Here is a 25,308-nt window from a genome sequence, read left to right on the forward strand (position 1 = left end):
GCATGAATGTGGAGGATGTCCGCGGCTTTCTCGCCGTGGTGGATCAAGGTCGCGTGGGTGCTGCGGCCGATGAACTGGGAATCTCCCAATCCGCGCTGACCCGCCGCGTACAGCGCGTAGAAGCTAGTCTTGGCGCCCGCCTTTTCGAGCGCACTGGGCGTACCCTGCACGTGAATTCGCGCGGGCGGGCCTTCGCTGCGGCTGGGCGGGAAATGCTCCGCGCCTACCAGGTCGGGCGGGACGATGTTGCCCGCCTCATGGATCCAGAACGCGGCACCGTGCGCCTAGATTTCATGCACTCGCTGGGCACCTGGCTAGTTCCGGACCTGCTCAAGAGCTATCGCGCGCAGCACCCGCACGTAGATATTCGTCTGCATCAAGGCGCGGCGCAGGAGCTGGTGAGCAGGGTGGAAAACGGCGAATCCGACCTTGCCCTCGTGGGCCCACGGCCTGATGCAGCCCTGGGCTGGCACCAGATTAAGGTGCAGCGACTAGGCCTTGCTGTGCCGGAAGACCACTGGGCGGCGAACCGGCGGGAGGTGAGACTAGCGGAATTCGCTGCAGACCCGTTCATCGGCATGCTCCCAGGCTATGGCACGCGCATGCTTCTCGATGCCCTTGCAGACGACGCTGGCTTTAGCCCCCACCTCGTCTTCGAATCGATGGAACTTACTACCGTTGCGGGGCTGGTAGCGGCAGGACTCGGGGTGGCGCTTTTGCCGTTGGATGATCCTTATCTACAGGTGGGGAGCCTGATCCCCCTTACGCCGCCAGCGTACCGCGAGCTCGGTTTAGTGTGGCGCGCCGGGGACGATGCGCCCCCAGTGCAGCAATTCCGGGAATTTATCCGGGCATAGAAAAAGCCGCCCCGAAGGGGCGGCCGAAGTAACTAAAAGGAGTTACTTGGTGGCTGCAGCGAAACGCTCAGCAACGTCATCCCAGTTGAAGACGTTCCATACGGCCTTAACGTAGTCGGCCTTAACGTTCTTGTACTGCAGGTAGAAAGCGTGCTCCCACATATCCAGCATCAGCAGCGGGGTGAAGTCGATGGAGGTATTACCCTGCTGGTCAGTCAGCTGCTCGATGATGAGGCGGCCAGCAATGTGGTCGTAGCCCAGAACGGCCCAGCCGGAGCCCTGCAGGGAGGTAGCAGCAGCGGAGAAGTGAGCCTTGAACTTCTCAAAGGAGCCGAAGTCGCGGTTGATGGCCTCTGCCAGCTCGCCGGTTGGCTCGCCGCCACCGTTCGGGGACAGGTTCTTCCAGAAGATGGAGTGGTTGGTGTGGCCACCCAGGTTAAACGCCAAGTTCTTGGAGAGGGCGCGGATGCGATCCGGGTTAGCCTCACCGTTGCGCTCTTCCTCGAGTGCCTCGAGTGCAGCGTTAGCGCCAGCAACGTAGGTTGCGTGGTGCTTATCGTGGTGGAGCTCCATGATCTCTGCGGAGATGTGTGGCTCCAGTGCGTCGAATGCGTATGGGAGGTCAGGAAGTTCGTAAACAGCCATTTGTTAAATCCTTTCTTCGGGTACGTGTCCCGATGATAGGCACGGTGGAAAGATTTCGCCATGATTAATTCGAATTGTGGAACTAGCGCGAATATTAACTGGCCGCGGAATAGCTTTTCGCAGTACAACGTTGGGAAGAAGGAATAAGGAAGGAGCTATACCTTATGTGGATGTTTAAGCCGGAGCCCAAACTTGTTGCTGCAGACGATGCTCTGCCGGGACGACCGGAGCCAATCGTGGACCCCGCCCCGCACGCCGTTTTAGGAACACCGATTACCGGGCCGTGGAAGGACGGGCAGCGCTCCATTCTTATTGCGTTGGGATGTTTCTGGGGTGCGGAGAAAATGTTTTGGGAGACCGAAGGCGTGGAATCCACCTCGGTGGGTTATGCAGGCGGTGCCACCCCGAATCCCACGTACTACGAGGTGTGCCGTGGGCTAACCAACCATGCCGAGGCGGTGGAGGTGGTCTATGACCCGCAGCGCATCAGCCTGCGCGATCTTGTCGTACAGGCCCTAGAAGCGCACGATCCCACGCAGGGCTTCCGCCAGGGCAACGATGTAGGAACGCAATACCGCTCTGCTTTCTACCCACGCACGGAGGAAGAGCGCGCAGAAATCCAGGGCATCGTGGATTCCTATGCAGAGAAACTCAAGGAATTCGGATTCGGGGATACCACCACGGAGGTCAAACTCCTCTCCGAAACTGATTCTGGGGAGTACTACCTGGCTGAGGATGAGCATCAGCAGTACTTATATAAGGTGCCTAATGGGTACTGCCCGCACCACAGTACTGGGGTGAAATGCGACTAAGCGTCGCGCCGAATAAAGCGGGCAATCTTCTTGGCTAACTTCGGCGTGAGCGATTGGCGGGATTGGGATCCTAAGACCTCATCCCAATACCAGAGCATTTCTTCAAAATAGTTGTGTCCGTGCCCGCCAGGGACGTTGAGGGAATTGATCTGGTCCAAGCCAATTTGCCACCAGGTAATAAACGGAACCCAATGCAGCTGCCGGAAGGTATCCGCGTGCAGCGCTTCCGGCTGCGGTTCATGAATCCAGGTGGGCCTGCGCACGAGAAGGTTGAGATCCCACCACACGATGGCGTCGGAAGCATGCTGGGCAATGAGCATGCGGGGTCGGCGCCAGGTATGGGCGTAGTCATTGCCAAAGGCGTCGTGCAGCGTATGGTCAGGAGCCGCCGCGTAGCGCACATGCTTGCCGCCATCGATAACGGGCAGGCGTTCTAGGGAACCAATATCCCGGCGCAGGCGCTGAGTAAAGTGCGTCATGCGCGGGGGGCCGGAAAAAACTGCGCCATTACACGCAGAAAGTAGGTCTTCCACATTATGGTAGTTATCCATAATGGCGTAGGCACCAAGTGATTCACCTGCGAAATAAAGCCGCGGGCGGTTTTCTTTAGGCAGCTTATCTATTTCTTCTTGTATGACCCGAATCAATTCACGAGCCGCCTGCTTCGGTGCGTTCTTATCTACGAGGTAGGAAAAAACCGAAGGCAGGTAGGAGTACTGCATGGTGACGGTGACGCAATCACCGCCGGTCAAAAACTCATAAGAGCACGCACCCCAATTATTGATCCACCCCGAGCCGGCGGGCATTTGGATGACGATAGTCTCTCGCCGCAGGGCACCAGTGCGTTCGAGTTCGGCGCGGATCTTTTCCGCGGATTGCTGGAAGGAGCGGCCTGGAATGTATCCGGCGTAGATGCGGATGGGTTCCTTTGCATCGGTTCCCGTTACTGTGCGGATATCGCGGGCGCGGGGGCCATTGGAGACAAACCGGCGTCCCTGCTGTCCCAACGCCGACCACGGCTCGAGCGACCACGGGCTGCCGGAGCGCTCCGGCTCCCACGGCATAGAGGTGCCGGGGAAAATCTGTTTATTAATTCGCTGCGCTTGGTGCGATAGTGAGCGCAGCCAGCGTCGAAAGACCACGCGATCAGAAAGCGCAAACGCCGTGAGACTCAGACCTGCGGTAACCACCGGCCAAGCAATGAGTGCAGGCACCCAGCGGCCTAGCTGGCGTGACAGTTTAGTGACGGCAAGCTGCGTGGCTTCTCCGATGAGTAGAAGAGCGCCGTAGCCCGCAGTGCCCGCGGCCAAGCCGATGGCCGCTGTGGCGGGCCCACGCACGAGTTGCTTATTGACCAACTCCGCCTGCTTTTTCTGGTTGCGCAGCGAAAGCACGGCATTAAATGCAGTCCCAGCGCCAATAGCAAGGTGCACAATTTGTCGATGTTGTGGTCCGAGGCGGTCCTGCGGGCGCTTGCCAATGCTATTGAGGACAAAGCTTGTCGACGCCGCCCCAAGATGCCCAATGCCCTGACCAATTGCCACGTTGGCGGCGGTCACCCACCACGGGCGGGGAAGTAAGGAGGGCGAAACAGCAGCCCACGTAGCTAATTCCGCACCCAAAATTCCAGCCGACATATTGGACGGTAAGGTTTGCCGGCTGGTCATACGGACGATGGGCGTGAGATCCGCGGCTACGCCAAGAGCGATTAGTGCAGCGCGGCGGAGAGCGCGTTTCATAATGTCCGATTATCCCAGATTTCGGTGGGAATTTCAGTGTGAGATTTAGCCCGTGCAAAAATCTCCACAAAGTTGCACAATAGGGTCATGGCAAATCATGTTGGAAACAAAGTAGTTCTCATCGGCGCCGGCGATGTGGGAGTCGCTTACGCTTTCGCTCTCATCAACCAAAGCATCGTTGACCACCTGGCAATCATCGACATCGATGAAAAGAAGCTAGAAGGCAACGTCATGGACCTCAACCACGGTGTTGTCTGGGCCCCTACCCGCACCCGCGTCACCAAGGGCACCTACGCCGATTGCGCAGACGCCGATATGGTCGTCATCTGCGCCGGTGCCGCACAGAAGCCGGGCGAGACCCGCCTGGACTTGGTGGGCAAGAACGTCAAGATCATGAATAGCATCGTCTCTGACGTCATGGCGAATGACTTTGATGGCATCTTCTTGGTTGCCTCCAACCCAGTGGACATCCTGACCTACGCCGTATGGAAGGCTTCCGGCCTGGACCACAAGCGCGTCATCGGCTCCGGCACCGTGCTGGACTCCGCTCGTTTCCGCTACATGCTGGGCGAGCTGGAAGATGTTGCACCGAAGTCCGTACACGCCTACATCGTGGGCGAGCACGGCGATTCCGAGCTGCCAGCCATCTCCACCGCGAATATCGCAGGTGTCCCGATGTCCAAGAAGCTGGATACGGATCCGGAGTATGCAGAGCGCATCGAGAAGATCTTCGAAGACACCCGCGATGCCGCCTACTCCATCATTGACGCTAAGGGCTCCACTTCCTTCGGTATCGGCATGGGCCTGGCCCGTATCACCGCCGCCGTCATCCAGAACCAGGACGTGGCGCTGCCAGTATCTGCTTACCTGCAGGGTGAGTATGGTGTAGAGGATCTCTACATCGGTACCGCTGCCATCATCAACCGCTCCGGCATCGTGCGCGCGATTGAGCTGCAGCTCAATGAGCACGAAAAGGAGCGTTTCGATGCTTCTGCCAAGACCCTGAATGACATCAAGGAAGAGTTCTTCGGCTAGTGAAGATTGTCGCTCATAGGGGATACTCCGGAAAATATCCGGAGCTATCCCCTCTAGCTTTTGAAAAAGCCCTAGATTTGCCAATTCACGGCGTCGAGTGCGATGTGCGCTTGACGCGCGATGGAAAAGTAGTGGTTCAGCATGATCCCACGTTGGACCGCACCGCGGGGCGCCCCGGCCGCATTTCCAAGATGGACTGGGAAGAATTGCGCGGCGTTGACATCGGTTCGGGCCAGCGTATGATGCTTCTCGACGAACTCTTGGAACTACTTCAGGGCACACCGCACCACCTTTATATCGAGACTAAGCACCCCTCCGGGCAGGGTGACATCCTGGAGGAGCAAACGGTGCTGCGCCTGCGTTATGCGGGGCTTTTCGACGACCCCCGGATCCACGTCATTTCCTTTTCCCACCACGCCATCCGCCGCATGCAGAATTTGGCGCCGCACATGGACCGGATTTATCTTCGTCGCGATTGGGAGCGCCACGTCAACCGCCCCGATGTAATGCTGTCCAAGCCCACCGCGCTCGGCGTATCGTTGCTGCGCGCGAAGCTGCGGCCGGCAATTATCGGCGCGCAGGGATTGCCCACCTACCTGTGGACCGTAGACAAGCCGGAGGACATGAAGTGGGCATGGGCTAATGGGGTGGATATGCTCGCCACTAATCAGCCCGAAGTGGCCCTACATGCCATTGAGCTCTAGTAAGCAGGTATCTTGGAGGCATGGCCAAGAAGAAAAAGAACAAGGAACAGCTGCCTGAGGGCATGTCCCGCCGCCAGGCAAAGCTCGCTGCCCGCGCCAAGGAGCGCGCCGCCCTGGAAAAGGACCCCCGCCCCTACGGCGGACTTGCTGCGGAGGCCTCTCTGGTCGCCATGCAGGAGTTCGTCCCCTCCGCTTTTGCCAAGCTTGACGTCACAGGCTGCGATAAGAACGTGTATGTAGCGACCGTCCTGCCGGGTGCTTCTGCTGCGCTTATTCGGGACACCGAATTTGGCGGCGATGCCTTCGTGGGCCTGCAGGTGCAGTCCCACACCCACAACCCGGGCCGCGACCTCGCCTTTGCCCTTAACTGGGTGAAGAATAATGAGCCGGGCGCCACCCTGCAATCCACCGCTGCTGACGGCTCGGAGCCGAAGCTGGAGGAGCTTATCGATGCCTCCGCTACCCTCGACGTGCAGGTTCACCAGGACTTCGAATGGTGGATTCCGGAGGGAGCACAGGTCACCCCGCAGATTGCGCAGTCGCTACGTGCCGCTAATGATTCCGTTATCGAGTCTCACCAGGTAGGCGAGAACATCACTGGTGCAGCCTTCTGGGCAAATGCCGGCGGCGGCAAGGCCCATATCCGTTGGGTCCGCCCGAATGACGATGAATCCGCGTTCCTGAACGCGCTGGCGCGCGTCGCTGCCCGCGGCGAGCTGAACTTGGGCGAGGGCACCAAGTTCGCCGGTGTTTTCCGCACCCACGGTCTCATCGCTCCGGTCTTCGACTTGGATCCAGAGGTTGACCACGCTTCTTATGAGGACCACCTCACCCGCGTGGACAAGGCCTTGGAGGAAGAAATCTCTAATGATGCCCAGCTGAACGCCGATGAGCGCAAGCAGCTAGAAAACATTAAGTCCCGCCAGGTGACCCTGCGCTAAAGACAAGAATATGGCCCTTCCCCAGTAGAGGAAGGGCCATTTTTTGATCGCTATTTGAGGGAATCCCACAACTCGGCGGCTGCTTCATCGTCCCAGAGGACGACGTTTCCTACCTCGGTGTCTTGGAAACCGCCGATGGGGACGGTCTCGGTGTCTACACCGGAGCCCATGGCAAGTGCCACGCGGGCGAGGTGCCAGACGTGGTCGCCCTCGTCCACGATGAACGAGGAGGCGGTGTGGTTGACCAAGGAGAAGGCGCGGAATGGGTTAATCAGGGTGGCCGGGGAAGCAACCTTATCCAGCAATGCGGAGAAGAATTCGCGCTGTCGCTGCACGCGGTCGAGGTCACCCATGGCGGTGGCGCGGGTGCGCACGTACCCGAGGGCGTCGCGGCCCTTGAGCTTCTGGCAGCCATCTTGGAGATCAATGCCGGCCAGCGGGTCATTGATGGGTTCCTTCACGCATACGTCTACGCCGCCCACGGAGTCGACCACATTGGCTAGGCCACCCATGCCGATCTCGGCGTAGTGGTCGATGCGCAGACCGGTCGTGCCCTCGACGGTTTGGGCAAGGAGCTGCGGTCCACCGTAGGTAAAGGCAGCATTGATCTTGTCCATGCCAAAACCGGGGACTTCCACGTAACTATCGCGTGGGATGGAAACGAGCTTGGCCTTGCCGGTGCGTGGGATGTGCAGCAGCATGATGGTATCGGTGCGGCCCTCGCCCACATCACCACCGGTGCCCAGTTCAGCCTGCTGTTCCTCGCTGAGGCCTTGGCGGGAGTCAGAACCGACGAGCAACCAATTGGTGCCGGCGGTATTAGACACTTGTTCTTCTGGCAGCGCCTCCACGCGGGTGAGGCGGGCATCGGTCCAGAACATGAAGACGAGGTTGAATACCAGCAGGACGACGAGCGCCAGGCCAACGCACCCGAGGGCGCGCTTGGCCGGATTGACCTTCTTGCGGCGGCTATGTGGGCGCTGGCGGGGCGCCGTTCGCGGCGCGGTGCGACGAGGTGGGCGCTGCTGCGCGCGATACTGGCTGGGGTAGCGGCTCGGTGTTGGCGGCGGAGTGCGGCGCGGGGGCTGTTGCTGTGGCTGCGGAGCGCGGAAGGATTCTTGCTCGGGTTCCACGCGCCGCGGCGCCGGGCGGGCGGAGGAACGGCGTCGAATGGGGCGGCCGTATCGATCCTTGAGGGGACGTCCATCGGCCCCAAGGACGAATTCAGTGGAGGAGTCATCGCCGGCGCGGCGGGACTCCCTATGTGGATCTCGTCCTGATTCAGTCATGCGCTATACCTTACAAGGAGCAGGGAGCAACGCCTGCTTCGCGACGTCCCCTACGAGCATTTTCACAAGAAGGAATAACCCACGAAAGCGACGGCGTCGATAAGAAAATGCGCCATGACCAAAGGCCATACCCGCCCCGTGCGGTGGTAGTAATAGCCGTAGATTAACCCCATGATGATATTGCCACATCCAGCGGAAACACCCTGGTAAAGGTGGTAAGAACCGCGGAGAATGGAGCTTGCGGCCAGCGTGGCTGGCAGCGACCAGCGGGCCTGGCGCAAGCGCGTCATAAGCCACATCACCACCACGGTTTCCTCTGCGAAGGCGTTGGCAGCGGCCTTGAGGAGGGAAACGGGGATTTCCACCCAGGCATTGGCGAAGTCGCCGGGAATGACCTCCTTGCTCCACCCAAAATGCACCGCCGCGACATACAGGGCGAGTCCCGGGATGCCAATGAGGGCGGCAAGCCCTGCGCCTTCTAGCCAGTCGCGGGCGCGGTGGGGCCGGGGCACTATGTGATCCTTGGCCAGCAGGAAAAGCGCTAAGGCTCCATAGGAAAAGAGCACGGCGGCCGAGCACAGCTGCAGGCCCATATCCACCCAGGCAAGGGAGGATTGGCTGGAATTGAGGGTGACCGATTGCTCGTCGAGCCGCTGCGGGGAGGCCAGGGCATTGATGAGGTTCAATACCGCCCGCACCCCGGAAATACCAAAGGTGAGGGTGAGGACGATGAGCAGCTCGGCACGTAAAGACTTGGTCATGGGTGCAGGATGTGGGCGAGGCCGAGGAGGGCGGCGTCGGAAAGCGTAATGCCTCCCAGGTGTACGCCCACCGGCGGGTGATTGGGTACGGCCCACGGCACGGAAATAGCTGGCAGACGGGCCATGTTGAACAGGGAACCCCACGGCGACCACCGGGTCTGGGCTGCGAAATTCTCCGCATGGGGCAGGGACAGGAAAGAACCAATACGCGGCGGGTCCGTGGTCAGCATTGGGGTGAGGATGGCATCGACGCCCCATTCCTGGGCCAACAAGCCGGGTAGTTGCCGGACATGCGCCCGCGCCGCGGCCAGCTCAGCGGAGCTAACGCGCCGGCCCTGCTGAGCAATCCATTCGGCGTAGCCCGCCGCCGGGTTGAGCCCCGCTAGGCGGGAGGTAAAGGTCGTGCGGAAATGCGCAAAGGTGGCCCGGGCCTGCGGATACGGGGAAATGGGCACCACGGTGAAGCCGGCTGCCTGTAGGCGTTGGGCGGCCTCGCGGGTGGCGCGCAGATGGTGGGCATCGACGCTGGCATCACAAAACAGCGGCTCTACCAGCAGGCCGATGCGGGCGCGCGGGGTGATCATGCGGTGGCCATGCAGAAAGGCATTATCGGCCACGGTCCGGGTGATAAAGCCCTGCACACCCAGTTCTTTTCCTGCCGGTTTAAAGCCCACCACGCCGCAGGCCGCGGCCGGCACTCGGATGGAACCGCCGCCATCGCTGGCGTGCGCCGCGCGCAGCAACCCGCGCGCGATCTGTACCGCCGCACCGCCCGAGGAACCACCCGGTGTGCAGCCGGGATAAAGGGGATTATCGGGATGGGGCAGGCCCACCGGTTCCGTATCCACGCGCAGGCCCAACTCCGGCGTGGAGGACTTACCGATGATGCGCGCACCTTGCTTCTCCAAGGCCTCGATGAAGGCATCGCTGCGCTCGGGGTAGTAGGTGCGATCGGTATTTCCCAAGGTCGTGGGCATGCCGCGGACATCGCAGAGATCCTTGGCGGAGAGGACCCAGCCGCTCAGCCGGCCGCGGCCGGAGGGCTCGCGGTCCACATCCAGGTAGGTGAAACCGTGCTCCTCGGGGGTAAGGCCGTGCAGATCCGCGCGGAGTTGTTCTACGGAAAAGTCCATGGGGCACCAGTTTAGTGGGCTAAGGTGACGTGCATGACTACCACCATCGCCTTCCTGGGGCCGGCCGGAACCTTTACGGAAGCGGCCGTGCATAAGTTTGCCGCGCACCTGCCGCAGGTAGAGACCCTGCCGGTTGGCTCGCCTTCGGAGGCCGTGGCCGCCGTGCGCGCCGGGCAAGCCGAGTACGCCTGCGTAGCCATTGAAAATTCCGTCGACGGCGCGGTCACCACGACCTTTGATGCGCTGGTTGAAGCCGAACCAGTGCAGATTTACCGCGAGGTGGATATCCCCGTGGCCTTTAGCATTATGACCCGGCAAGACGCGGGCGACATTGCGCGGCTGAGCACCCACCCGGTGGCGTTCCAGCAAATCCGTGGCTGGGTAAAAGACAATCTGCCGAAGGTAGAGTTCGTGCCGGCCAGTTCCAATGCCGCCGCGGCCGAGGCTGTAGCCCGTGGGGAAGCGGATGCGGCCGCAGCGCCGGCGCGGGCCGCCGAGATCTTTGGGCTGGAGACCATCGCCCAGGGCGTGGCAGATGTTGAGGGCGCCGCAACGCGCTTTGTCCTGGTGGGGCGTCCGGGAAAACCCACTGCAAGGACTGGCCAGGACCGCACCAGCGTCATCTTCACCCTGCCAAATGAACCGGGCAGCCTGGTGGGGGCGTTGCAGGACTTTGCGCACCGCGGGGTGGACCTATCCCGGATTGAGTCGCGCCCCACGCGGGAGGCCTTTGGCACGTACCGCTTCTACGTGGACCTTATCGGGCACATTGACGATCAGCCGGTGGCGGAGGCGCTGCGGGCCTTGTGGTTGCGGGCAGAGGACCTGCTTTTCCTCGGCTCCTGGCCGGCGGCAACCCGTGCGGGCAAGCCACCGCGCGATCTGGCAGCGGCGGATGATTGGGTAGCGCGGGCGCGCAGGGGCCAATAATCTAGAAGCATGCCCGGAAGAATTATCCTGCTGCGTCACGGCCAGACCTATTCCAATATTTCCCGCCTCCTCGATACCCGCCCGCCCGGGGCAGAGCTTACCGAGCGCGGGCGCGACCAGGCCACGGAGGCAGGCCGGGAGCTAGCGCAGTTGGTGGGCGAGCGCGAGGTGGAATTTAAATGCTCCATTGCCCTGCGCGCTCAGCAGACCGCGATGCTGGCGGCACGCGCCTTTGAGCAGGAGCGCGGTATGCCGGAATTCTCTCAGCGCGTTGACGTAATCTCCGGCGTGCACGAAATTTTCGCCGGTGACTGGGAGATGGACGGTAGCGAAGATGCCCATCGGTCGCACATGGTGGCTATGCGTGGCTGGTGCGATGGCGAGCGCGGCGCCGGGATGGAAGGCGGCGAGACCTTGGATGATGTGCTGGCGCGCTACCAGCCGGTGCTGGAGGGCATTGCGAAGCAGCTTGGCGACGACCACGATGTCATTCTCGTCAGCCACGGCGCCGCTATCCGCGTGCTCACCAAACACGCCACGGGTGTTGATGCCGACTTTGCCTATACCGGCTACCTGGCCAATTGCCGCTTTATGGTGATGGAACCGCGCGGCAAGGACTTTGGTGAGTGGACGTTAACCCAGTGGGCGGATACGGAGCTCTAGCCCCAGCCCAAGCGGTGTAGCTCCTCTTCCTCGAGGCCAAAGTAATGGCCGAGTTCGTGGAATACGGTGACCTTAACCTGCTCTGCTAATTCTTCCTCGCTGCCGGACCAGCGCTGCAGCGTGTTCCGGTAAATGAAGATCGCATCGGGCAGGAAACCGGTGTGATCGAAGGTGCGGTGCGGCAGTGCGACGCCTTCGTAGAGCCCTAGCAGCATAGGGTTATCGGGATTTTCATCTTCAACCAAGATGACGAGGTTGCGCATGCGGCGCACGAATTCCTCGGGGACTTGATCCAGCGCCTCGTTGACCATCTCATCGAAGCGCTCTTCTGATACCTCGACCATTAGGGTGCTGGGGCCGGTGCGGGGGCGGCAGACTCGGGTGCCGGACTATTGTCTTTGTCCTCACGCAGTGGATTGCGCTCAGGGCGTTCCTCTGGCGGTTGACCGTCGATAGTCAGCGCCTGGCGACCACCGGTAGCGGAACCGGTGATGGCAGAGAAACCGCCGCCTTCGCGGGCATGCACAAGGGAGCAATTGACGGATTTGGTGCCGCCATTCCACGAGGCCTCGGTGATAGAGCCCCAGAATGGTTGCAGCGTGGACTGGTAGAGCTGCTCCTCGCCGCCAAGGTAGTCCTCAGTAGCGGCGGTACACGTATCGGACAGGAACTTGTCCATATCCTTGCCGTCCGGGTAGCCGTCAGGGAACTGCTTGCCCACATCGATGACGGAAACGGTCTCCATTTGGTGGGGCTTCGCGCAGTCGACGACGTGCGGAACTTGCTTGTCATCGATGGCCAAGCACTCGCCCGGCTTGGCGAGGTTTGCCTGCTCGGAGGCCTCGACGTTGCCGGTAGTAAGCTGTGGTACGCCGTGATCATCGGTGGTTTGCAGGCCACACAGCAAGGTGCGGTCGCCGCGATCCCAGGCGGACTGCGGCGGCAGAATGGACGCCACATCGTACTTACCATTCGGATCCCACTTCCCGTGCAGATAGCCCACGGTGGCGGATTCGCACAGCTCATCGCGCAATTGGTGTTGGCGGGTAAGCGCTGGGCGGGTGGCATCAGGGCCGAATTCGCTGGTGGGGTAGACGCTCAGGTCTTCGGTCTTGGAAACCTCGAAGCGGTGCTGTTCGGAGCACGGTACTTCCTTGAACCCAGTGGCGGAGCCATCCTGGGCGATGTCCCACGTCAAGCAAGCGCCGGCGGCCGCAGCGGTGAAGGGCTCCGGTTTAGGAGCGGCGGTTTCTGAAGTATCCCCACTATTGTGCTGCTGGGCAGCGGTAGTATCTTCGCCACCCGATTTGTGGGAGCTGATAACGCCATAGATGCCCATGAAAACGGCCGCCGCGATTGCCGCAATCAAGACAATCTGGACGGCCACAGCGGAACGCCACGCAGGTGATTTCTTCATAAGGCCCTTAATCTTACCTGTTAAGCAGGGCGCTGGCTAGATACTGTTCTCCCTAGCCACCCGGGTAGTCAGGCGGTAGCGGTCGGTGCGGTAGACGGAGGAACACCACTCCACCGGCCTATCGCCCGAGCGAGAGTAGCGCACGATGTGCAGCAGTGGGGTGCCCACGGGGACGTCGAGAAGCGGGGCAGTGTCCGCATCGGCTGAAATCGCCGAGACCGTTTGATCCGCATCGGTGATGGGGACGTCAAAGACGGAGTCGAGGATGGCGTAGACCGAATTGTAGGTGTCATTTTCTAGCAGGCTGGGCGCATACGTGGAGTTATACCAGCCGTCATCAATGGAGTAGGGCTCGCCATCGCCCAAGCGCAGGCGGCGCAGATGAATATGTTCGGTTTGGGCAGGCGTATCAAAAAAGAGGGCGGCATCCTCCGGGGCGCTGCTGCGTCCGCTGGTAAGGATTTTGGAGGAGGCAGTGACGTCTTGTGCGCCCATCTCATCCGAGAATGAGGCTAGGTGGAGCCGGGAGACAAGGGGATTGGGCGCTACGAAGGTGCCCTTTCCGCGGACGCGCCGCAGTTTTCCGGCCGCGACAAGATCCCCGATGGCGCGGCGTACCGTGATCCGTGACACGCCATAGGTTTCTTCAAGAAGCCTCTCGCCGGGCAAGATATCGCCGGGTTTGAGGGTCGTGCGGCACAATTCTTCGAGGATATCGTGCAATTGGGTGTGTTTTGGAACGGGACCGTCCGTAATTGTGCGGGCGGGGAGCTGAACGGCGGACATAAAGCCATCATAATTCGCTGGTTATTACCACCGCAAGACGTTGCCAATACGCTAAACTTACATTCGTGATTGATCTCAAGCTACTCCGCGAAAACCCCGACGTTGTCCGTGCTTCCCAGGTGAACCGAGGTGAGGATCCCTCCCTCGTAGACCAGCTCTTGGAAGCTGATGAGCAGCGCCGCACTGCTATCCAAAAGGCCGACGAACTGCGCTCTGAGCAGAAGGCTTTTGGCAAGAAGATTGGCCAAGCCTCCCCAGAGGAGCGTCCGGCACTGCTGGAGGGCTCTAATGAGCTGAAGGCCAAGGTCAAGGAGGCGGAAGAGGCACAATCTGCCGCTGAAGCCAAGGTGGAAGAGCTGCAGTACAAGCTCGATAACGTGGTTGAAGGTGCCCCGGCCGGCGGCGAAGATGACTTCGTAGTGGTAGAAGAAGTAGGCCAGATTCCTGAGTTCGACTTCGAGCCAAAGGATCACCTTGAGTTGGGCGAGTCCCTCGGTCTCATTGACGTCAAGCGCGGCGCTAAGGTAGGCGGCGCTCGTTTCTACTACCTCACGGGCGATGGCGCCTTCCTACAGTTGGGAATGCTGATGCTCGCGGCGCAGAAAGCGCGCGAAGCCGGTTTCAAGCTGATGATCCCGCCAGTTCTGGTTCGCCCAGACATTATGTCCGGCACCGGTTTCTTGGGCCAGCACTCCGATGAGGTTTATTACCTACCGGCCGATGATATGTACCTGGTAGGCACCTCTGAGGTGGCCCTTGCCGGTTACCACAAGGATGAGATCATCGACCTCTCCAATGGCCCGCTGCAGTACGCCGGCTGGTCCTCCTGCTTCCGCCGTGAGGCTGGTTCCCACGGTAAGGACACTCGCGGTATCCTGCGCGTCCACCAATTCGACAAGCTGGAGATGTTTGTCTACTGCAAGCCGGAGGACGCGGAAGAAATGCACCAGCGCCTTTTGTCCATGGAAAAGGACATGCTTGCAGCCATGGAACTGCCCTACCGCACCATCGATATCGCCGGTGGCGACCTCGGTTCTTCGGCGGCCCGCAAGTTCGACAATGAGGCTTGGGTTCCTACCCAAGGCACCTACCGTGAGCTGACCTCCACCTCGAACTGCACCACCTTCCAGGCTCGCCGCCTGTCCACCCGCTACCGCGACGAGAACGGCAAGACCCAGATCGCAGCTACCCTGAACGGCACGCTGGCGACTACCCGCTGGCTCGTTGCCATTCTGGAAAACCACCAGCAGGCTGACGGCTCCGTCGTTGTTCCTGAGGCCCTGCGCCCGTTCGTGGGCAAGGATGTCCTGACCCCGCAGTAAGTCCGCCGTCGTCCTGGAGAGTTATGAACGCTGCGACGAATTTCCTGTACCGCCAGATCACCCACATTGGCAGGGGGGTGACTCTGGCGCAGGGGTTAAAAATGCGCCTTTCGGGGGAAGAAAATATCCCCGAAAAGGGCGGCGCGGTGTTGGTCTGCAACCACACCGGCTACATGGATTTCCTTTTTGGCGCCTTTTTGGCCTATCGCAAGAAGCGTCTCGTACGCTTCCTGGCTAAAGCTGGAATCTTTAAAGCCCCAGTGGCAGGGCCTTTGTTGAAGGCCATGCACCACGTGCCAGTTGACCGTATCGATGGCAGCGCCTCCTTCCGCCAAGCGGTACAGCTGGCCAAGGACGGCGAACTCGTGGGCGTGTTTTCTGAAGGCACAATTTCTCGCAGCTTTGAAATCCGCAGCATGAAAAGTGGCGCCTCCCGCATTGCCTATGAGGCGGGGGTGCCGGTAATCCCACAGGTCATTTTTGGTTCGCAACGCCTGTGGACCAAGGGACACAAAAAGAACCTGGGACGGACCAAGACGCCTGTCTTTATTACCGCCCTCGAACCGTACTATCCCACCGGCGATGCGGAGGCTGATACCGCGGAGATTCGACGCCGTATGCAAGAGGCGTTGGAAGGACTATGGGAGCAGTACGAAGCCGAATTTGGGCCCATGCCTGCCGGTGAATACTGGGTGCCCGCCCGTAAAGGTGGAGGGGCTCCTACCCTTGATGAGGCAGAAGCTCGCGATGCTGAAATGGAGACCGAACGTCACCGCGTACGCCGACTGCGCGACGATCTAGTGGGCCTCAAAGAACGCGTCTCCGTTACTACGGTTGACTTGGTGCGCAACCACATGGCGGCCGCCAAGGGGACGGACGAGGAGGAGCCAAAGAATAAGGCGCGTACCGCCCCGGAGACCTTGGAGTGGATCAAGAACAACCTCAATGCCGTGGTTGAAGAGGCAACCCGCGGCTTGGATGAAGGTCGCGATAAGGTCGCGGATGTCATGGCGCAGCTGAAGTCGGATGTGGCGCAAACCCAAGCGTCCATCGCGGCCAGCAGTAAGGAGATATGGGCCGGTTCCGTAGCAGAGCAGGGCCTGTTGGCGGCAGCTACCCAATCCCGGCTTATCGTCTCGCGCTTGCCGCACCGCATGAAGGCGCAATTCTCTTCCATCCCCCGCGTGGTAGTGGCGCACAGCAGCGCGCTGAATTGGGAAGATGGCGCGCTGACTCCGCGATTGCACAAGGCTTTGGCGGAGATCTACCCGGCGGCCGAAGTCCTGATCGTGATATCACCCGCCGGTGAGGTGGATGTTCCGCAGGCCGTGTGGAGCGTTGTCCTTGATGAGGATGCTGTGCAGCCGCGTCTCGATACCAATGCACTCTCCGCCACTGCCGCGACCGCGGTACAAGGCGTGGAGCGCATCCTCGAGGATCTGCAAGCTAAGCCGGAGGAGGCCCTGGTTTTTGCTAACGAGCCAGGAGATGAGGATTTCCTTGACTGGATGCCGGTGGTGGCTTTGGAAACTGCCCCTATTGAGGTGGTCAAGGGCGCCCAAGCGGTCACATATTCTGCGGAGAAAGCCGGAATGTCCGAAGTGCTTGAAGTGATGGCGCGGTTAGCGCAGAAATAGCGCGGGCTTTGCGTCTGCTTTGCACCCCCGCGAGGGGGTGCTTTTTCTTTTCGGGTGGCTAAGTATTTTAGGAAAAGTTACTGCTTACGGGCCTGAAACCTACGTGTGAGTAACCATCTGTGTAACTGACGCCCGTGACTCCTATCATAGGTTTAAGGAGATAAAATCTCTGCAGTCGCGGTGTGAATCTTTCCACCGAAACCACAATTTAACTGCTCTTAGCTGTGCTTTTGCCATCTCATTCATGGATTTATGGCGCAGGCACATGCAAGCACCAAGGAAGGAGATGCGGTCAGCAATGACCCAGCAAAGCAACCAATCCTTTAACCCCGAATACTTTGAAAATCTATGGAATGGATACGCGGATGAGGACTACGACGTAGTCATCATCGGTGGCGGTTCCGTAGGCGCCGGTGCGGCAGCGGACGCCGCTACCCGTGGCCTCAAGACCGCCGTCATTGAGGCGCGCGACTTCGCCGCAGGTACCTCTTCTCGCTCCTCCAAGATGTTCCACGGTGGCCTGCGCTACCTGGCCATGTTTGACTTCCGCCTAGTGGCGGAGTCCCTCAAGGAGCGCGAGCTGAACATGTCCACCCTGGCACCCCACCTAGTGAAGCCGCTGAAGTTCATCTTCCCGCTGACCCACCACGTATGGGAGCGCGTGATGATGTTCGGTGGCTTTACTCTTTATGACCTCATGGGTGGCGCCAAGAGTGTCCCCATGCAGAAGCACCTGACCCGAAAGGGCGTGCTTAAGGTAACCCCGGGACTGAAAGAAGATGCCATTGTGGGCGGCGTGCGTTACTATGACACCCTAGTTGATGACGCCCGCCACACCATGACCGTCCTGCGCACCGCCGCCGAGTATGGTGCCGATGTTCGCACCAATACCGAGGTCATTGGCTTTGACAAGGACCGCGGTGGCCGCATCGTAGGCGCGAAGGTTCGCGATACCGCTACCGGCCGCGAGACCACCGTGCGCGGCAAGGTCTTTATCAACGCCACCGGCGTGTGGAATGACAAGATTCAAGAGATGGCCGGCGTGGAGGGCAAGTTCACCGTTCACGCCTCGAAGGGCGTGCACATCGTTGTGCCCAAGGATGCGCTTGATGCAGAGGCAGCCCTGTGCTTCGTCACCGAAAAGTCCGTCCTCTTCGTTATCCCATGGGGCGAGTACTGGATCATCGGTACCACCGATACCGATTGGGAAAAGGGTCTCTCCTTGCCGGATCCGGCGCCGACCAAGTCCGATATTGACTACATTCTGGACCAGGTAAACCAGCGCGTACGCCGCCAGATCACCCGCGATGACATCGTGGGTGTCTACTCCGGCCTGCGCCCGCTGCTGTCCGGCAAGTCCGATTCCACCACCAACCTCTCCCGCAACCACGCCGTCGCACGCGTGGCCCCAGGCATGGTCTCTGTCGCCGGCGGTAAGTACACCACGTACCGCGTCATCGGTAAGGACGCCGTGGACCTAGCGGTGAAGGAACTGGGTACCAAGGTCCCGGAGTCCATCACCGAGCAAACTCCGATCCTAGGTGCCGCCGGCTATCACGCCTTGGCCAACCAGGTCCCGTCCTTGGCTCGTCGCTACAACCTGAGCGAGAAGTTCATTGAGCACCTGCTCGGCCGCTATGGCTCTTTGCTGGGCGAGGTCCTAGCGCCAGCTACTGAGGACGCCTCCCTGCTCGAGCCAGTGCCAGGTGCCGAGTCCTACCTGTGGGCCGAGGTCCGCTACGCCGTCACCCACGAGGGTGCATTGCACTTGGAAGACATCCTGTCCCGCCGCCTGCGCATCGCCATCGAGTTCGGCGACCGCGGTGTGAACGCCGCCCCGGCCGTTGCTGATTTTGTAGCACCGCTGCTGGGCTGGAGCGACGCCGACAAGGAGCGCGAGGTATCCCAATTCAAGGCCCACACACAGGCCGAACTTGAAGCAGAAGCTGCGGTAACTGACCGTGAGGCCAATGACATTTTGGTACGCGCAGGATCCGCCCGACCTACCCAAAACGAGGTATAAGTTATGACCGGATTTGATGCATTCCTGTGGGAGTTTATCGGCACTGCGTTGCTGCTCCTTCTAGGTAACGGCGTATGTGCGCTGGTGAACCTGCGCACCTCTGGCGCACGCGGCTCCGACTGGGTCGTTATCGCCCTGGGTTGGGGTATGGGTGTCTTCGTCGGTGCCAGCGTGGCCGATCCCACAGGCGGGCACCTTAACCCCGCCGTCACCGTAATGTTGGCCGTCAATGGCTCGCTCGAGTGGTCTCTGGTGCCGTATTACCTCCTGGGCCAGATCCTCGGCGCTATCCTCGGTGCCATCCTGGCATGGGCTGCCTTCAAGCAGCTTTTCGACGCCAATAATTACGACGACGCCGGAAACGTCACCGGCGCCAATAAGGACACCAACGGTATCTTCTTTACCAAGCCGGCACATCCTAAGAACGGCTGGAATGCGGTGACGGAGTTCATCGCCACCTGCGTGCTGTTGATGTTCATCGCCTTCGGCCCCACCGGCGGCGAGCTTGGCCCAATGAGCTACTTTGCCGTTGCTTTCGTTGTGGTGTCGGTCGGCCTGTCCCTGGGTACCCCTACGGGTTATGCCATCAATCCGGTCCGTGACCTGGGCCCGCGAATTGCTTATGCATTCATCTTGCCCATTCAGGACAAAGGTAGCGCGAACTGGGGCTATGCTTGGGTTCCTATCGTGGCCCCATTGGTCGCGGCCGTAGCCGTTGGCCTGTTGTCCGTTGCGCTCTAATTCCATCTTCGTATAGGAGACTAGACACATGACTAACAAGAAATACGTCGCCGCTATCGACCAGGGAACCACGTCGACGCGCTGCATCATCTTTGACCACAACGGCGAGCAGGCTGCCGTTGGCCAGCTCGAGCACGAGCAGATCTTCCCGGAAAAAGGTTGGGTAGAACACGATCCGGAAGAAATCTGGAGCAATACCCGTCGCGCCGTCGGTGAGGCTCTTGCCAATGGCGACATCACCGTGGAAGACATTGACTCGGTAGGTATCACCAACCAGCGTGAGACCACCGTGGTGTGGGATAAGCACACCGGTAAGCCGGTCTACAACGCCATTGTCTGGCAAGATACCCGTACCACCGCCATCTGTAAGGAACTCTCGGGTGAGGAAGGACCAGAAAAGTGGCGCCGCCGCACCGGTCTGATCATCAACTCCTACCCGGCGGGACCGAAGGTGAAGTGGATCCTCGATAACGTCGAAGGTGCCCGCGAGCGTGCTGAGGCAGGCGACCTGCTCTTCGGCACCATCGATAGCTGGCTGCTGTGGAACCTCACCGGCGGCGCCGAGGGCGATGCCGGCCGCGAAGCGCTGCACGCCACCGACGTCACCAACGCCTCCCGCACCCTGCTTATGGACATCGAAAAGCTGGAGTGGGATGAGGAATTGTGTAAGGAAATGGGCATCCCGATGTCCATGCTGCCGGAGATTCGCCCGTCCCTGGGTGATTTCCGTACCGTGCGTGAGCGCGGTTCGCTTTCCGGTGTGCCTATCCGCGCCATCCTGGGTGACCAGCAGTCTGCGATGTTTGGCCAAGGCTGCTTCCGCGCAGGTTCCGCAAAGAATACCTACGGAACCGGCCTGTTCCTCCTGCTGAACACGGGCACTACCCCAAAGTTCTCTGAGAACGGCCTGCTGACCACCGTCTGCTTCCAGCGCGAGGGCGAGCGCCCCGTGTATGCCCTCGAGGGTTCTGTATCCATGGGCGGTTCCCTGGTGCAGTGGCTGCGCGATAACCTGCAGATCATCCCCAACTCTGCGTCCATCGAAAACCTCGCGCGCGAAGTGAAGGACAACGGCGGCGTTTATATCGTGCCGGCCTTCTCCGGACTCTTCGCTCCGTACTGGCGCCCGGATGCTCGCGGCGTCATCGTGGGCCTGACCCGCTTTGCTAACCGCAAGCACTTGGCTCGCGCCGTGCTCGAATCCACCGCGTACCAGACGCGCGATGTTGCCGACGCTATGGTGGCGGACTCCGGCGTGGAGATTACCGAGCTGCGCGTGGATGGTGGCATGACCATGAATGAACTGCTGATGCAGTTCCAGTCCGATATCCTCGGCGTGGAAGTACACCGCCCGAAGAATATCGAGACCACCGCCACCGGCGCGGCCTTCGCGGCAGGCTTGGACAATGGCTTCTGGGATGACCTGAGCGTTTTGGGTAGCCAGGAAGGAGACATGAAGGTGTTTAAGCCGAAGCGCGAGAAGGAAGAGGTAGAGGCCCTCTACCGTGACTGGAAGCGCGCTATTAAACGTTCCTTGGACTGGGAGGATAATGAGGACGAGGACCTGAACATCTAAGTCCTGACGTAAACTCGCGGGTATGGAGAATTTCCCTGCCCGCGCTCCTCGCCTCATCGCGAGCGATATTGACGGCACCCTGCTGGACCGCAACCACCGTGTCCCGCGTCGCAACCGTGACGCAGTGGCGCGGGCGGTCCAACAGGGTGCCTATTTTGCGCTTTCTACCGGCCGTCCGTTCCGCTGGATTGCCCCGGTGCTGGAGCAGCTGCCCGCGCGGCCGGTATGCGTGACCTCGAACGGCGCTGTGTTGTATGACTCCGCGGAGGATCGGGTGATGTCCGCCCACGAGCTTTCGCCCGCCGCGTTGGCGGAAGTGGTGGATGTGGCCCAGACCGTACTGGGCACCGTGGGCTTTGGCGCGGAGCGGGCTGGGGGCTCGCTTGCCGACGCCGTCGAGGACCTCTTCGTAGTCGAGCGCCACTACTCCGAAAACGCCCTGTTTGAGGGCTTTGGCGTGGTCAGCATGGGTGAGCTAGTGGGGCAGCCGGCGGTGAAGTTCCTCATCCGCAACACGGACTACTCCGCCCCAGAGCTCTATGAGCTCATTGCGCCGCACATCGATCCGGAGCTCGCGCACCTGACCTATTCCATGCAGGAAGGAATCTTGGAGGTTGCCGCGCCCGATGTGACTAAGCGCCGCGGGGTGGAATGGCTGGCGCAGCACACCGGCGTCGCCCAGCAGGAGACGATCGCATTTGGGGATATGCCCAACGATATTGAGATGCTGCGCTGGGCTGGTTGCGGTGTGGCCATGGAAAACGCCCACCCGGAGGTTAAGGCGGCCGCGGATGCGGTCACCGTGGCTAACCACCAGGCGGGCGTCGCAAAGGTGCTAGAGCGCTGGTTCTAGTCGGTGAAGATGTCTACCTTTTCCGTTTCGGTGTTGTAGACAATCTCGCCACCCTGGAACTTCACGCGGATTTCCTTGCCATTCTTTTCCTCGTTGGAGAGAGGCAGGCCGAGCTTGGAGGCATTATCGCCCTCGGACCACTTCTTGGCGATCTCACCCGTCAACGCCTTGGTGCCGGACTCCTTGGAGGAAAGCACCACGCCATTCTGGAAGAGCTGGTAGAGGATTTTGCCGCCATCGGTGGTATCCGGGCCGCCGACTGCTAGACCCAAGACCGGGCCGAAGGCATTGAGCACGGAGGTCCAGGATTCCTTCAAGCCCTCGTTGTTGGAGACTTGGACAACCTTGTTGACAATCTCCGGGATATCCCCGGTGGTCAAATTGCCCGCCACCTTCTGATCGGTATCAGGCTTCTGCAGGCGGTCATTGGCGATGAGCACGCCGAAGACTGCGGCAGCGATTCCAGCGAGGGCGGAGATGGTCGAGACTGGGACCTCGACGTCGCCCAGCGAGGACATGATTTCTTCGCCCGTCTGCTGCGGGGTCTTGGGGGCATTGGGCTTGGGAGACTTTTGCCAGTTCAGATCCGTGCTGTTCTTGCCGGACTTGATGGCGTCCGCCTTGCGCTTGGTGTTCTTACGGATTTCATCCCAATGGCGCGTGGTGTACTGGCCCGGGCAGGCCGTGTAGTGAAAATCATTATGGCCCGCGAACGCCGGCACGGTGGCCATGGTTCCTGCAGGGAACTTGGAGCCGTTGAATCCGCCGGAGTACAAGCTGGCCTTGCCCATTGGATCGATGCCAGAAATAGCGGCCTTCCAGCCAGCAATCTCGGCCACGGAGTTGAGCATCTCGCGGGAAGGCTCAGCCTGCTCGTAGTTGCCAATCGTGGAAATGCCCCAGTTATTGGAGTTGAAGCCACCCACGTGGGCACCTTGTACGGCTTTGTCCAAGCCGCCGTAGCGGCCTTCATAGATGGTACCGAACTTATCTACCAGTACGTTGTAGCCGATATCGCACCAGCCCAGGGTCTGCGCATGGTAGTCGTAGGCACCGCGTACCTGTGCCGCCGCCTGCGCGCGGGTGTAGTTATTGGTACCCGCGGTGTGGTGCAGGGTCATGGCCTTGATGCCATCGTCGTAGGTTGGCTGCTGGCAGCGCTTAGATTCGTCTGCTCCCCAGCCGGCGCGGGTGACTACCTTGGGCATGCCCGCGGTTTCTGCGGTGGGCTCGATGGCTTCGCCTTCTTGGGCGTTGCCGTCGATAAACACGGCGTCGAGATCCGCAACCTGGGTGCGCTCATCGGCCACGGGGGAGATATCGCCGACGTTGTACGCAAGCGGCGCGGGGCGGTTGGCATCAGCGCCCTTGGCGGCCTTGTCCAGGAGGGAGTCTTCCTTCTTGTCGAGGTTGGAACCGGTCACGAGGTCAACGTTGGCCATAGAAACCTGCACATCGTTGGTATCGCCCACGAAGATGAGTTCGGTGCCGTTCTTGCCCTCGGTGTAATTCATTGCATCCATCTGCAGCCATTCGCTCCAGGAACCGTCCTGCTGCTTGGAGCGGACGAAGGAGTTGATATCTCGTTTGCCCTCCCAGGTGACGGCGAACATGTTGAAGGTTTCGTCGCGGTGGAACTGCTTGACCGCGCGGCGGCTTTCGCCGTCGCCCTGAGCGGCTACGGCTGGGTCATCGACGACGATGGATTCGCCGTCACTGAAGCTAGAGGAGGAATTTTTGACCTCAATAGGACCGCCGTTGCCGGAGTCTTGGGTCTTGAGAACTTGCTGTCCGCCGAATGCGGCCGTCACGGCGAGCGCGATGGAGGTGACCGCCGCGATGACGGGGGTGGACCATTTTGACCTGGTGGGTACTAGTCGACGTCGTTGTTGCACTGTTATCTCCCTAGGGTTGTGCAGCTGTAAAAACCGTTGCCAAAAGTTAAGAGTTGATAGTGATGGTACGTTTGTGACTTCTGTGAGATCTGTTGCGACACGCCGATGCGCCGTGTTAGCTGCCGTAGTGCAATAAAGTGGAGACCATGACTTCTTATGACCTCATCGTTGTTGGCTCTGGATTTTTTGGTCTAACGGTTGCCGAGCGCGCCGCTAGCCAGCTGGATAAGAAGGTGCTCATTGTGGAGCGCCGCAACCACCTCGGCGGCAATGCCTACTCCGAGGCCGAACCCACCACCGGAATCGAGGTGCACAAGTACGGCGCGCACCTCTTCCACACCTCTAATAAGCGCGTGTGGGATTACTGCAATAAGTTCACCGATTTCACCGACTACCAGCACCGCGTGTTTGCCATGCACGATGGCACCGCCTACCAATTCCCGATGGGCCTGGGTCTTATCAACCAGTTCTTCGGCCGCTACTACTCCCCGGATGAGGCCCGCCAGCTCATTAAGGATCAGGCCGGCGAATTCTCTCCGGAAGAGGCGCAAAACCTGGAGGAAAAGGCCATCTCACTCATCGGTCGCCCGCTGTATGAGGCCTTCATCCGCGATTACACTGCAAAGCAGTGGCAGACCGATCCGAAGGAGCTGCCGGCCGCGAATATCACCCGCCTGCCGGTGCGCTATACCTTCAATAACCGCTACTTCAACGACACCTATGAGGGCCTGCCGGTCGACGGCTACGCGGCATGGCTAGAAAACATGGCTGACCACGACAATATTGAGGTCCGCCTGGATACCGATTGGTTCGAGGTGCGCGAAGAGCTGCGTGCCGAGTCCCCAGATGCGCCCGTGGTCTACACGGGCCCACTTGACCGCTACTTTGATTTTGCCGAGGGCGAGCTGGGCTGGCGCACCCTCGACTTCGATCTGGAGGTGCTGGATACCGGCGATTTCCAGGGCACGCCGGTGATGAACTACAACGATGCGGACGTGGACTATACCCGCATCCACGAATTCCGCCACTTCCACCCGGAGCGCAAGGATAAGTACCCGAAGGATAAGACGGTCATCATGAAGGAGTATTCGCGCTTCGCCGACAAAGGCGATGAGCCGTACTATCCAATCAATACCCCAGAGGACCGTACCAAGCTGGAGGCCTACCGTAAGCTCGCCGCCCAGGAGTCGAAGGATAATAAGGTTCTCTTCGGCGGCCGCCTGGGCACCTACCAGTACCTCGACATGCACATGGCCATTGCCTCCGCGCTGAGCATGTTCGACAACAAGCTGGCTCCGTTCTGGAACGAGGGTAAGGCGCTTGAGCAGGAGCGCGGCCACTAAGCCGAACTCCGTCAACAGAACACTTAACACTCAACACACCACCCAACACACCACACTATGGGGTGTTGGGTGGTGTGTTGTATGTAGTGTTGTGTAGTGTCGCGCAGACCGGGAAAATATGATTGACCTGCGAAATCATCCCGTATTGTGAGAATTTCGGACAAGGAACGCGCATGAACACTACACAACACCCCACAGTGTGTGTA

Annotated in this window: 23 protein-coding genes; 14 read left to right on the top strand and 9 right to left on the bottom strand. The window is 60.2% G+C overall.

The genetic code is table 11. The features are described 5' to 3' along the window. The first annotated feature begins 2 nt into the window (after positions 1–2). Entirely contained in the window at positions 3–857 is an 855-nt protein-coding gene (locus tag LG376_RS04500; RefSeq protein ID WP_198492212.1) for a LysR family transcriptional regulator, read from the top strand. A gap of 42 nt (positions 858–899) precedes the next feature. Here the strand turns inward: LG376_RS04500 and LG376_RS04505 are convergent, their stop codons facing one another. Beyond that, positions 900–1,502: a superoxide dismutase gene (locus LG376_RS04505; RefSeq protein ID WP_049377509.1), complete on the bottom strand. Its 603-nt coding sequence runs from the start codon at positions 1,500–1,502 to the stop codon at positions 900–902. A gap of 164 nt (positions 1,503–1,666) precedes the next feature. Between LG376_RS04505 and msrA the strand changes: the two genes are divergently transcribed. After that, positions 1,667–2,314: a peptide-methionine (S)-S-oxide reductase MsrA gene (msrA, locus tag LG376_RS04510; RefSeq protein ID WP_049377510.1), complete on the top strand. Its 648-nt coding sequence runs from the start codon at positions 1,667–1,669 to the stop codon at positions 2,312–2,314. On the opposite strand, the gene LG376_RS04515 is transcribed toward msrA, so the two are convergent. Then, positions 2,311–4,053, bottom strand: a complete 1,743-nt coding sequence (locus LG376_RS04515) for an alpha/beta-hydrolase family protein (RefSeq protein ID WP_225746278.1) — start codon at positions 4,051–4,053, stop codon at positions 2,311–2,313. The genes msrA and LG376_RS04515 overlap by 4 nt on opposite strands. An 87-nt stretch (positions 4,054–4,140) precedes the next feature. Here LG376_RS04515 and LG376_RS04520 point away from each other — a divergent pair, with 87 nt between their 5' ends. The 3 genes from LG376_RS04520 to LG376_RS04530 are packed head-to-tail and all read left to right on the top strand — an operon-like array spanning position 4,141 to position 6,733. Continuing rightward, the gene (locus tag LG376_RS04520) at positions 4,141–5,088 is read left to right on the top strand and encodes an L-lactate dehydrogenase (RefSeq protein ID WP_225746279.1); all 948 of its coding nucleotides are present in this window, start codon (positions 4,141–4,143) and stop codon (positions 5,086–5,088) included. Continuing rightward, on the top strand, positions 5,088–5,792 hold the full coding sequence (locus tag LG376_RS04525; protein WP_225746280.1) for a glycerophosphodiester phosphodiesterase family protein: 705 nt from the start codon (positions 5,088–5,090) through the stop codon (positions 5,790–5,792). The genes LG376_RS04520 and LG376_RS04525 overlap by 1 nt, the downstream gene beginning before the upstream one ends. A gap of 20 nt (positions 5,793–5,812) precedes the next feature. After that, entirely contained in the window at positions 5,813–6,733 is a 921-nt protein-coding gene (locus LG376_RS04530; RefSeq protein ID WP_225746281.1) for a DUF5926 family protein, read from the top strand. Between the two features lie 50 nt (positions 6,734–6,783). Here LG376_RS04530 and LG376_RS04535 read toward each other — a convergent pair whose 3' ends face one another. From LG376_RS04535 to LG376_RS04545, 3 genes are all read right to left on the bottom strand, one after another. Beyond that, the gene (locus tag LG376_RS04535) at positions 6,784–8,022 is read right to left on the bottom strand and encodes an LCP family protein (protein ID WP_225746282.1); all 1,239 of its coding nucleotides are present in this window, start codon (positions 8,020–8,022) and stop codon (positions 6,784–6,786) included. 62 nt (positions 8,023–8,084) lie between these two features. Next, positions 8,085–8,783, bottom strand: a complete 699-nt coding sequence (locus tag LG376_RS04540) for a CPBP family intramembrane glutamic endopeptidase (protein WP_225746283.1) — start codon at positions 8,781–8,783, stop codon at positions 8,085–8,087. Further along, positions 8,780–9,916: an amidase gene (locus LG376_RS04545; protein WP_225746284.1), complete on the bottom strand. Its 1,137-nt coding sequence runs from the start codon at positions 9,914–9,916 to the stop codon at positions 8,780–8,782. The genes LG376_RS04540 and LG376_RS04545 overlap by 4 nt, the downstream gene beginning before the upstream one ends. 33 nt (positions 9,917–9,949) lie before the next feature. On the opposite strand from LG376_RS04545, the gene pheA reads away from it, so the two are divergent. Both pheA and LG376_RS04555 read left to right on the top strand, forming a co-directional pair. After that, on the top strand, positions 9,950–10,846 hold the full coding sequence (gene pheA, locus LG376_RS04550) for a prephenate dehydratase (RefSeq protein ID WP_225746285.1): 897 nt from the start codon (positions 9,950–9,952) through the stop codon (positions 10,844–10,846). A 9-nt stretch (positions 10,847–10,855) separates the two neighbouring features. After that, positions 10,856–11,509: a histidine phosphatase family protein gene (locus LG376_RS04555; RefSeq protein ID WP_225746286.1), complete on the top strand. Its 654-nt coding sequence runs from the start codon at positions 10,856–10,858 to the stop codon at positions 11,507–11,509. Here the strand turns inward: LG376_RS04555 and LG376_RS04560 are convergent. From LG376_RS04560 to LG376_RS04570, 3 genes are read right to left on the bottom strand one after another with little or no spacing between them, the layout of a single operon-like run. Beyond that, positions 11,506–11,853, bottom strand: a complete 348-nt coding sequence (locus LG376_RS04560) for a metallopeptidase family protein (RefSeq protein WP_049377520.1) — start codon at positions 11,851–11,853, stop codon at positions 11,506–11,508. The two genes, LG376_RS04555 and LG376_RS04560, sit on opposite strands and share 4 nt — an antisense overlap. Beyond that, positions 11,853–12,926: a septum formation family protein gene (locus tag LG376_RS04565; protein ID WP_225746287.1), complete on the bottom strand. Its 1,074-nt coding sequence runs from the start codon at positions 12,924–12,926 to the stop codon at positions 11,853–11,855. The genes LG376_RS04560 and LG376_RS04565 overlap by 1 nt, the downstream gene beginning before the upstream one ends. Positions 12,927–12,962: 36 nt before the next feature. Further along, positions 12,963–13,712 (bottom strand): GntR family transcriptional regulator, encoded by a 750-nt coding sequence (locus tag LG376_RS04570; RefSeq protein ID WP_225746288.1) that lies wholly within the window; start codon positions 13,710–13,712, stop codon positions 12,963–12,965. Between the two features lie 65 nt (positions 13,713–13,777). On the opposite strand from LG376_RS04570, the gene serS reads away from it, so the two are divergent. The 6 genes from serS to LG376_RS04600 all read left to right on the top strand — a co-directional run bounded on the left by serS (position 13,778) and on the right by LG376_RS04600 (position 21,864). Then, on the top strand, positions 13,778–15,034 hold the full coding sequence (gene serS / locus LG376_RS04575; protein ID WP_225746289.1) for a serine--tRNA ligase: 1,257 nt from the start codon (positions 13,778–13,780) through the stop codon (positions 15,032–15,034). Positions 15,035–15,057: 23 nt separating this feature from the next. Next, positions 15,058–16,671, top strand: a complete 1,614-nt coding sequence (locus tag LG376_RS04580; protein WP_225746290.1) for a 1-acyl-sn-glycerol-3-phosphate acyltransferase — start codon at positions 15,058–15,060, stop codon at positions 16,669–16,671. Between the two features lie 298 nt (positions 16,672–16,969). Continuing rightward, entirely contained in the window at positions 16,970–18,694 is a 1,725-nt protein-coding gene (locus LG376_RS04585; protein WP_049377525.1) for a glycerol-3-phosphate dehydrogenase/oxidase, read from the top strand. A 3-nt stretch (positions 18,695–18,697) separates the two neighbouring features. After that, positions 18,698–19,435 (top strand): MIP/aquaporin family protein, encoded by a 738-nt coding sequence (locus LG376_RS04590; protein ID WP_225746291.1) that lies wholly within the window; start codon positions 18,698–18,700, stop codon positions 19,433–19,435. A 28-nt stretch (positions 19,436–19,463) separates the two neighbouring features. After that, entirely contained in the window at positions 19,464–21,011 is a 1,548-nt protein-coding gene (gene glpK / locus LG376_RS04595) for a glycerol kinase GlpK (protein ID WP_049377527.1), read from the top strand. A gap of 22 nt (positions 21,012–21,033) precedes the next feature. After that, entirely contained in the window at positions 21,034–21,864 is an 831-nt protein-coding gene (locus LG376_RS04600; RefSeq protein ID WP_198492199.1) for an HAD family hydrolase, read from the top strand. Here LG376_RS04600 and LG376_RS04605 read toward each other — a convergent pair. Then, positions 21,861–23,759 carry an N-acetylmuramoyl-L-alanine amidase gene (locus LG376_RS04605; protein WP_198492198.1) on the bottom strand — a complete coding sequence of 633 codons (1,899 nt, stop codon included), beginning with the start codon at positions 23,757–23,759 and terminating at the stop codon, positions 21,861–21,863. The genes LG376_RS04600 and LG376_RS04605 overlap by 4 nt on opposite strands. A gap of 146 nt (positions 23,760–23,905) precedes the next feature. On the opposite strand from LG376_RS04605, the gene glf reads away from it, so the two are divergent. Further along, complete coding sequence (gene glf, locus LG376_RS04610) at positions 23,906–25,102, top strand: UDP-galactopyranose mutase (RefSeq protein ID WP_225746292.1); 1,197 nt, start codon at positions 23,906–23,908, stop codon at positions 25,100–25,102. Positions 25,103–25,308: the final 206 nt, after the last annotated feature.

Origin of the sequence: Corynebacterium sp. Marseille-P4611 (genome assembly GCF_916618765.1) — a bacterium.
In the GTDB taxonomy this organism is placed as follows: Bacteria; Actinomycetota; Actinomycetes; order Mycobacteriales; family Mycobacteriaceae; genus Corynebacterium; species Corynebacterium marquesiae.

Coding starts and splice junctions, on each gene's coding strand:
- LG376_RS04600 (WP_198492199.1), top strand. CDS start 21,034: ATGGAGAATTTCCCTGCCCGCGCTCCTCGCCTCATCGCGAGCGATATT.
- LG376_RS04515 (WP_225746278.1), bottom strand. CDS start 4,053: ATGAAACGCGCTCTCCGCCGCGCTGCACTAATCGCTCTTGGCGTAGCC.
- LG376_RS04505 (WP_049377509.1), bottom strand. CDS start 1,502: ATGGCTGTTTACGAACTTCCTGACCTCCCATACGCATTCGACGCACTG.
- LG376_RS04540 (WP_225746283.1), bottom strand. CDS start 8,783: ATGACCAAGTCTTTACGTGCCGAGCTGCTCATCGTCCTCACCCTCACC.
- LG376_RS04570 (WP_225746288.1), bottom strand. CDS start 13,712: ATGTCCGCCGTTCAGCTCCCCGCCCGCACAATTACGGACGGTCCCGTT.
- LG376_RS04530 (WP_225746281.1), top strand. CDS start 5,813: ATGGCCAAGAAGAAAAAGAACAAGGAACAGCTGCCTGAGGGCATGTCC.
- LG376_RS04580 (WP_225746290.1), top strand. CDS start 15,058: ATGAACGCTGCGACGAATTTCCTGTACCGCCAGATCACCCACATTGGC.
- LG376_RS04585 (WP_049377525.1), top strand. CDS start 16,970: ATGACCCAGCAAAGCAACCAATCCTTTAACCCCGAATACTTTGAAAAT.
- LG376_RS04545 (WP_225746284.1), bottom strand. CDS start 9,916: ATGGACTTTTCCGTAGAACAACTCCGCGCGGATCTGCACGGCCTTACC.
- glpK (WP_049377527.1), top strand. CDS start 19,464: ATGACTAACAAGAAATACGTCGCCGCTATCGACCAGGGAACCACGTCG.
- msrA (WP_049377510.1), top strand. CDS start 1,667: ATGTGGATGTTTAAGCCGGAGCCCAAACTTGTTGCTGCAGACGATGCT.
- pheA (WP_225746285.1), top strand. CDS start 9,950: ATGACTACCACCATCGCCTTCCTGGGGCCGGCCGGAACCTTTACGGAA.
- LG376_RS04560 (WP_049377520.1), bottom strand. CDS start 11,853: ATGGTCGAGGTATCAGAAGAGCGCTTCGATGAGATGGTCAACGAGGCG.
- LG376_RS04565 (WP_225746287.1), bottom strand. CDS start 12,926: ATGAAGAAATCACCTGCGTGGCGTTCCGCTGTGGCCGTCCAGATTGTC.
- LG376_RS04535 (WP_225746282.1), bottom strand. CDS start 8,022: ATGACTGAATCAGGACGAGATCCACATAGGGAGTCCCGCCGCGCCGGC.
- LG376_RS04500 (WP_198492212.1), top strand. CDS start 3: ATGAATGTGGAGGATGTCCGCGGCTTTCTCGCCGTGGTGGATCAAGGT.
- glf (WP_225746292.1), top strand. CDS start 23,906: ATGACTTCTTATGACCTCATCGTTGTTGGCTCTGGATTTTTTGGTCTA.
- LG376_RS04590 (WP_225746291.1), top strand. CDS start 18,698: ATGACCGGATTTGATGCATTCCTGTGGGAGTTTATCGGCACTGCGTTG.
- LG376_RS04520 (WP_225746279.1), top strand. CDS start 4,141: ATGGCAAATCATGTTGGAAACAAAGTAGTTCTCATCGGCGCCGGCGAT.
- LG376_RS04555 (WP_225746286.1), top strand. CDS start 10,856: ATGCCCGGAAGAATTATCCTGCTGCGTCACGGCCAGACCTATTCCAAT.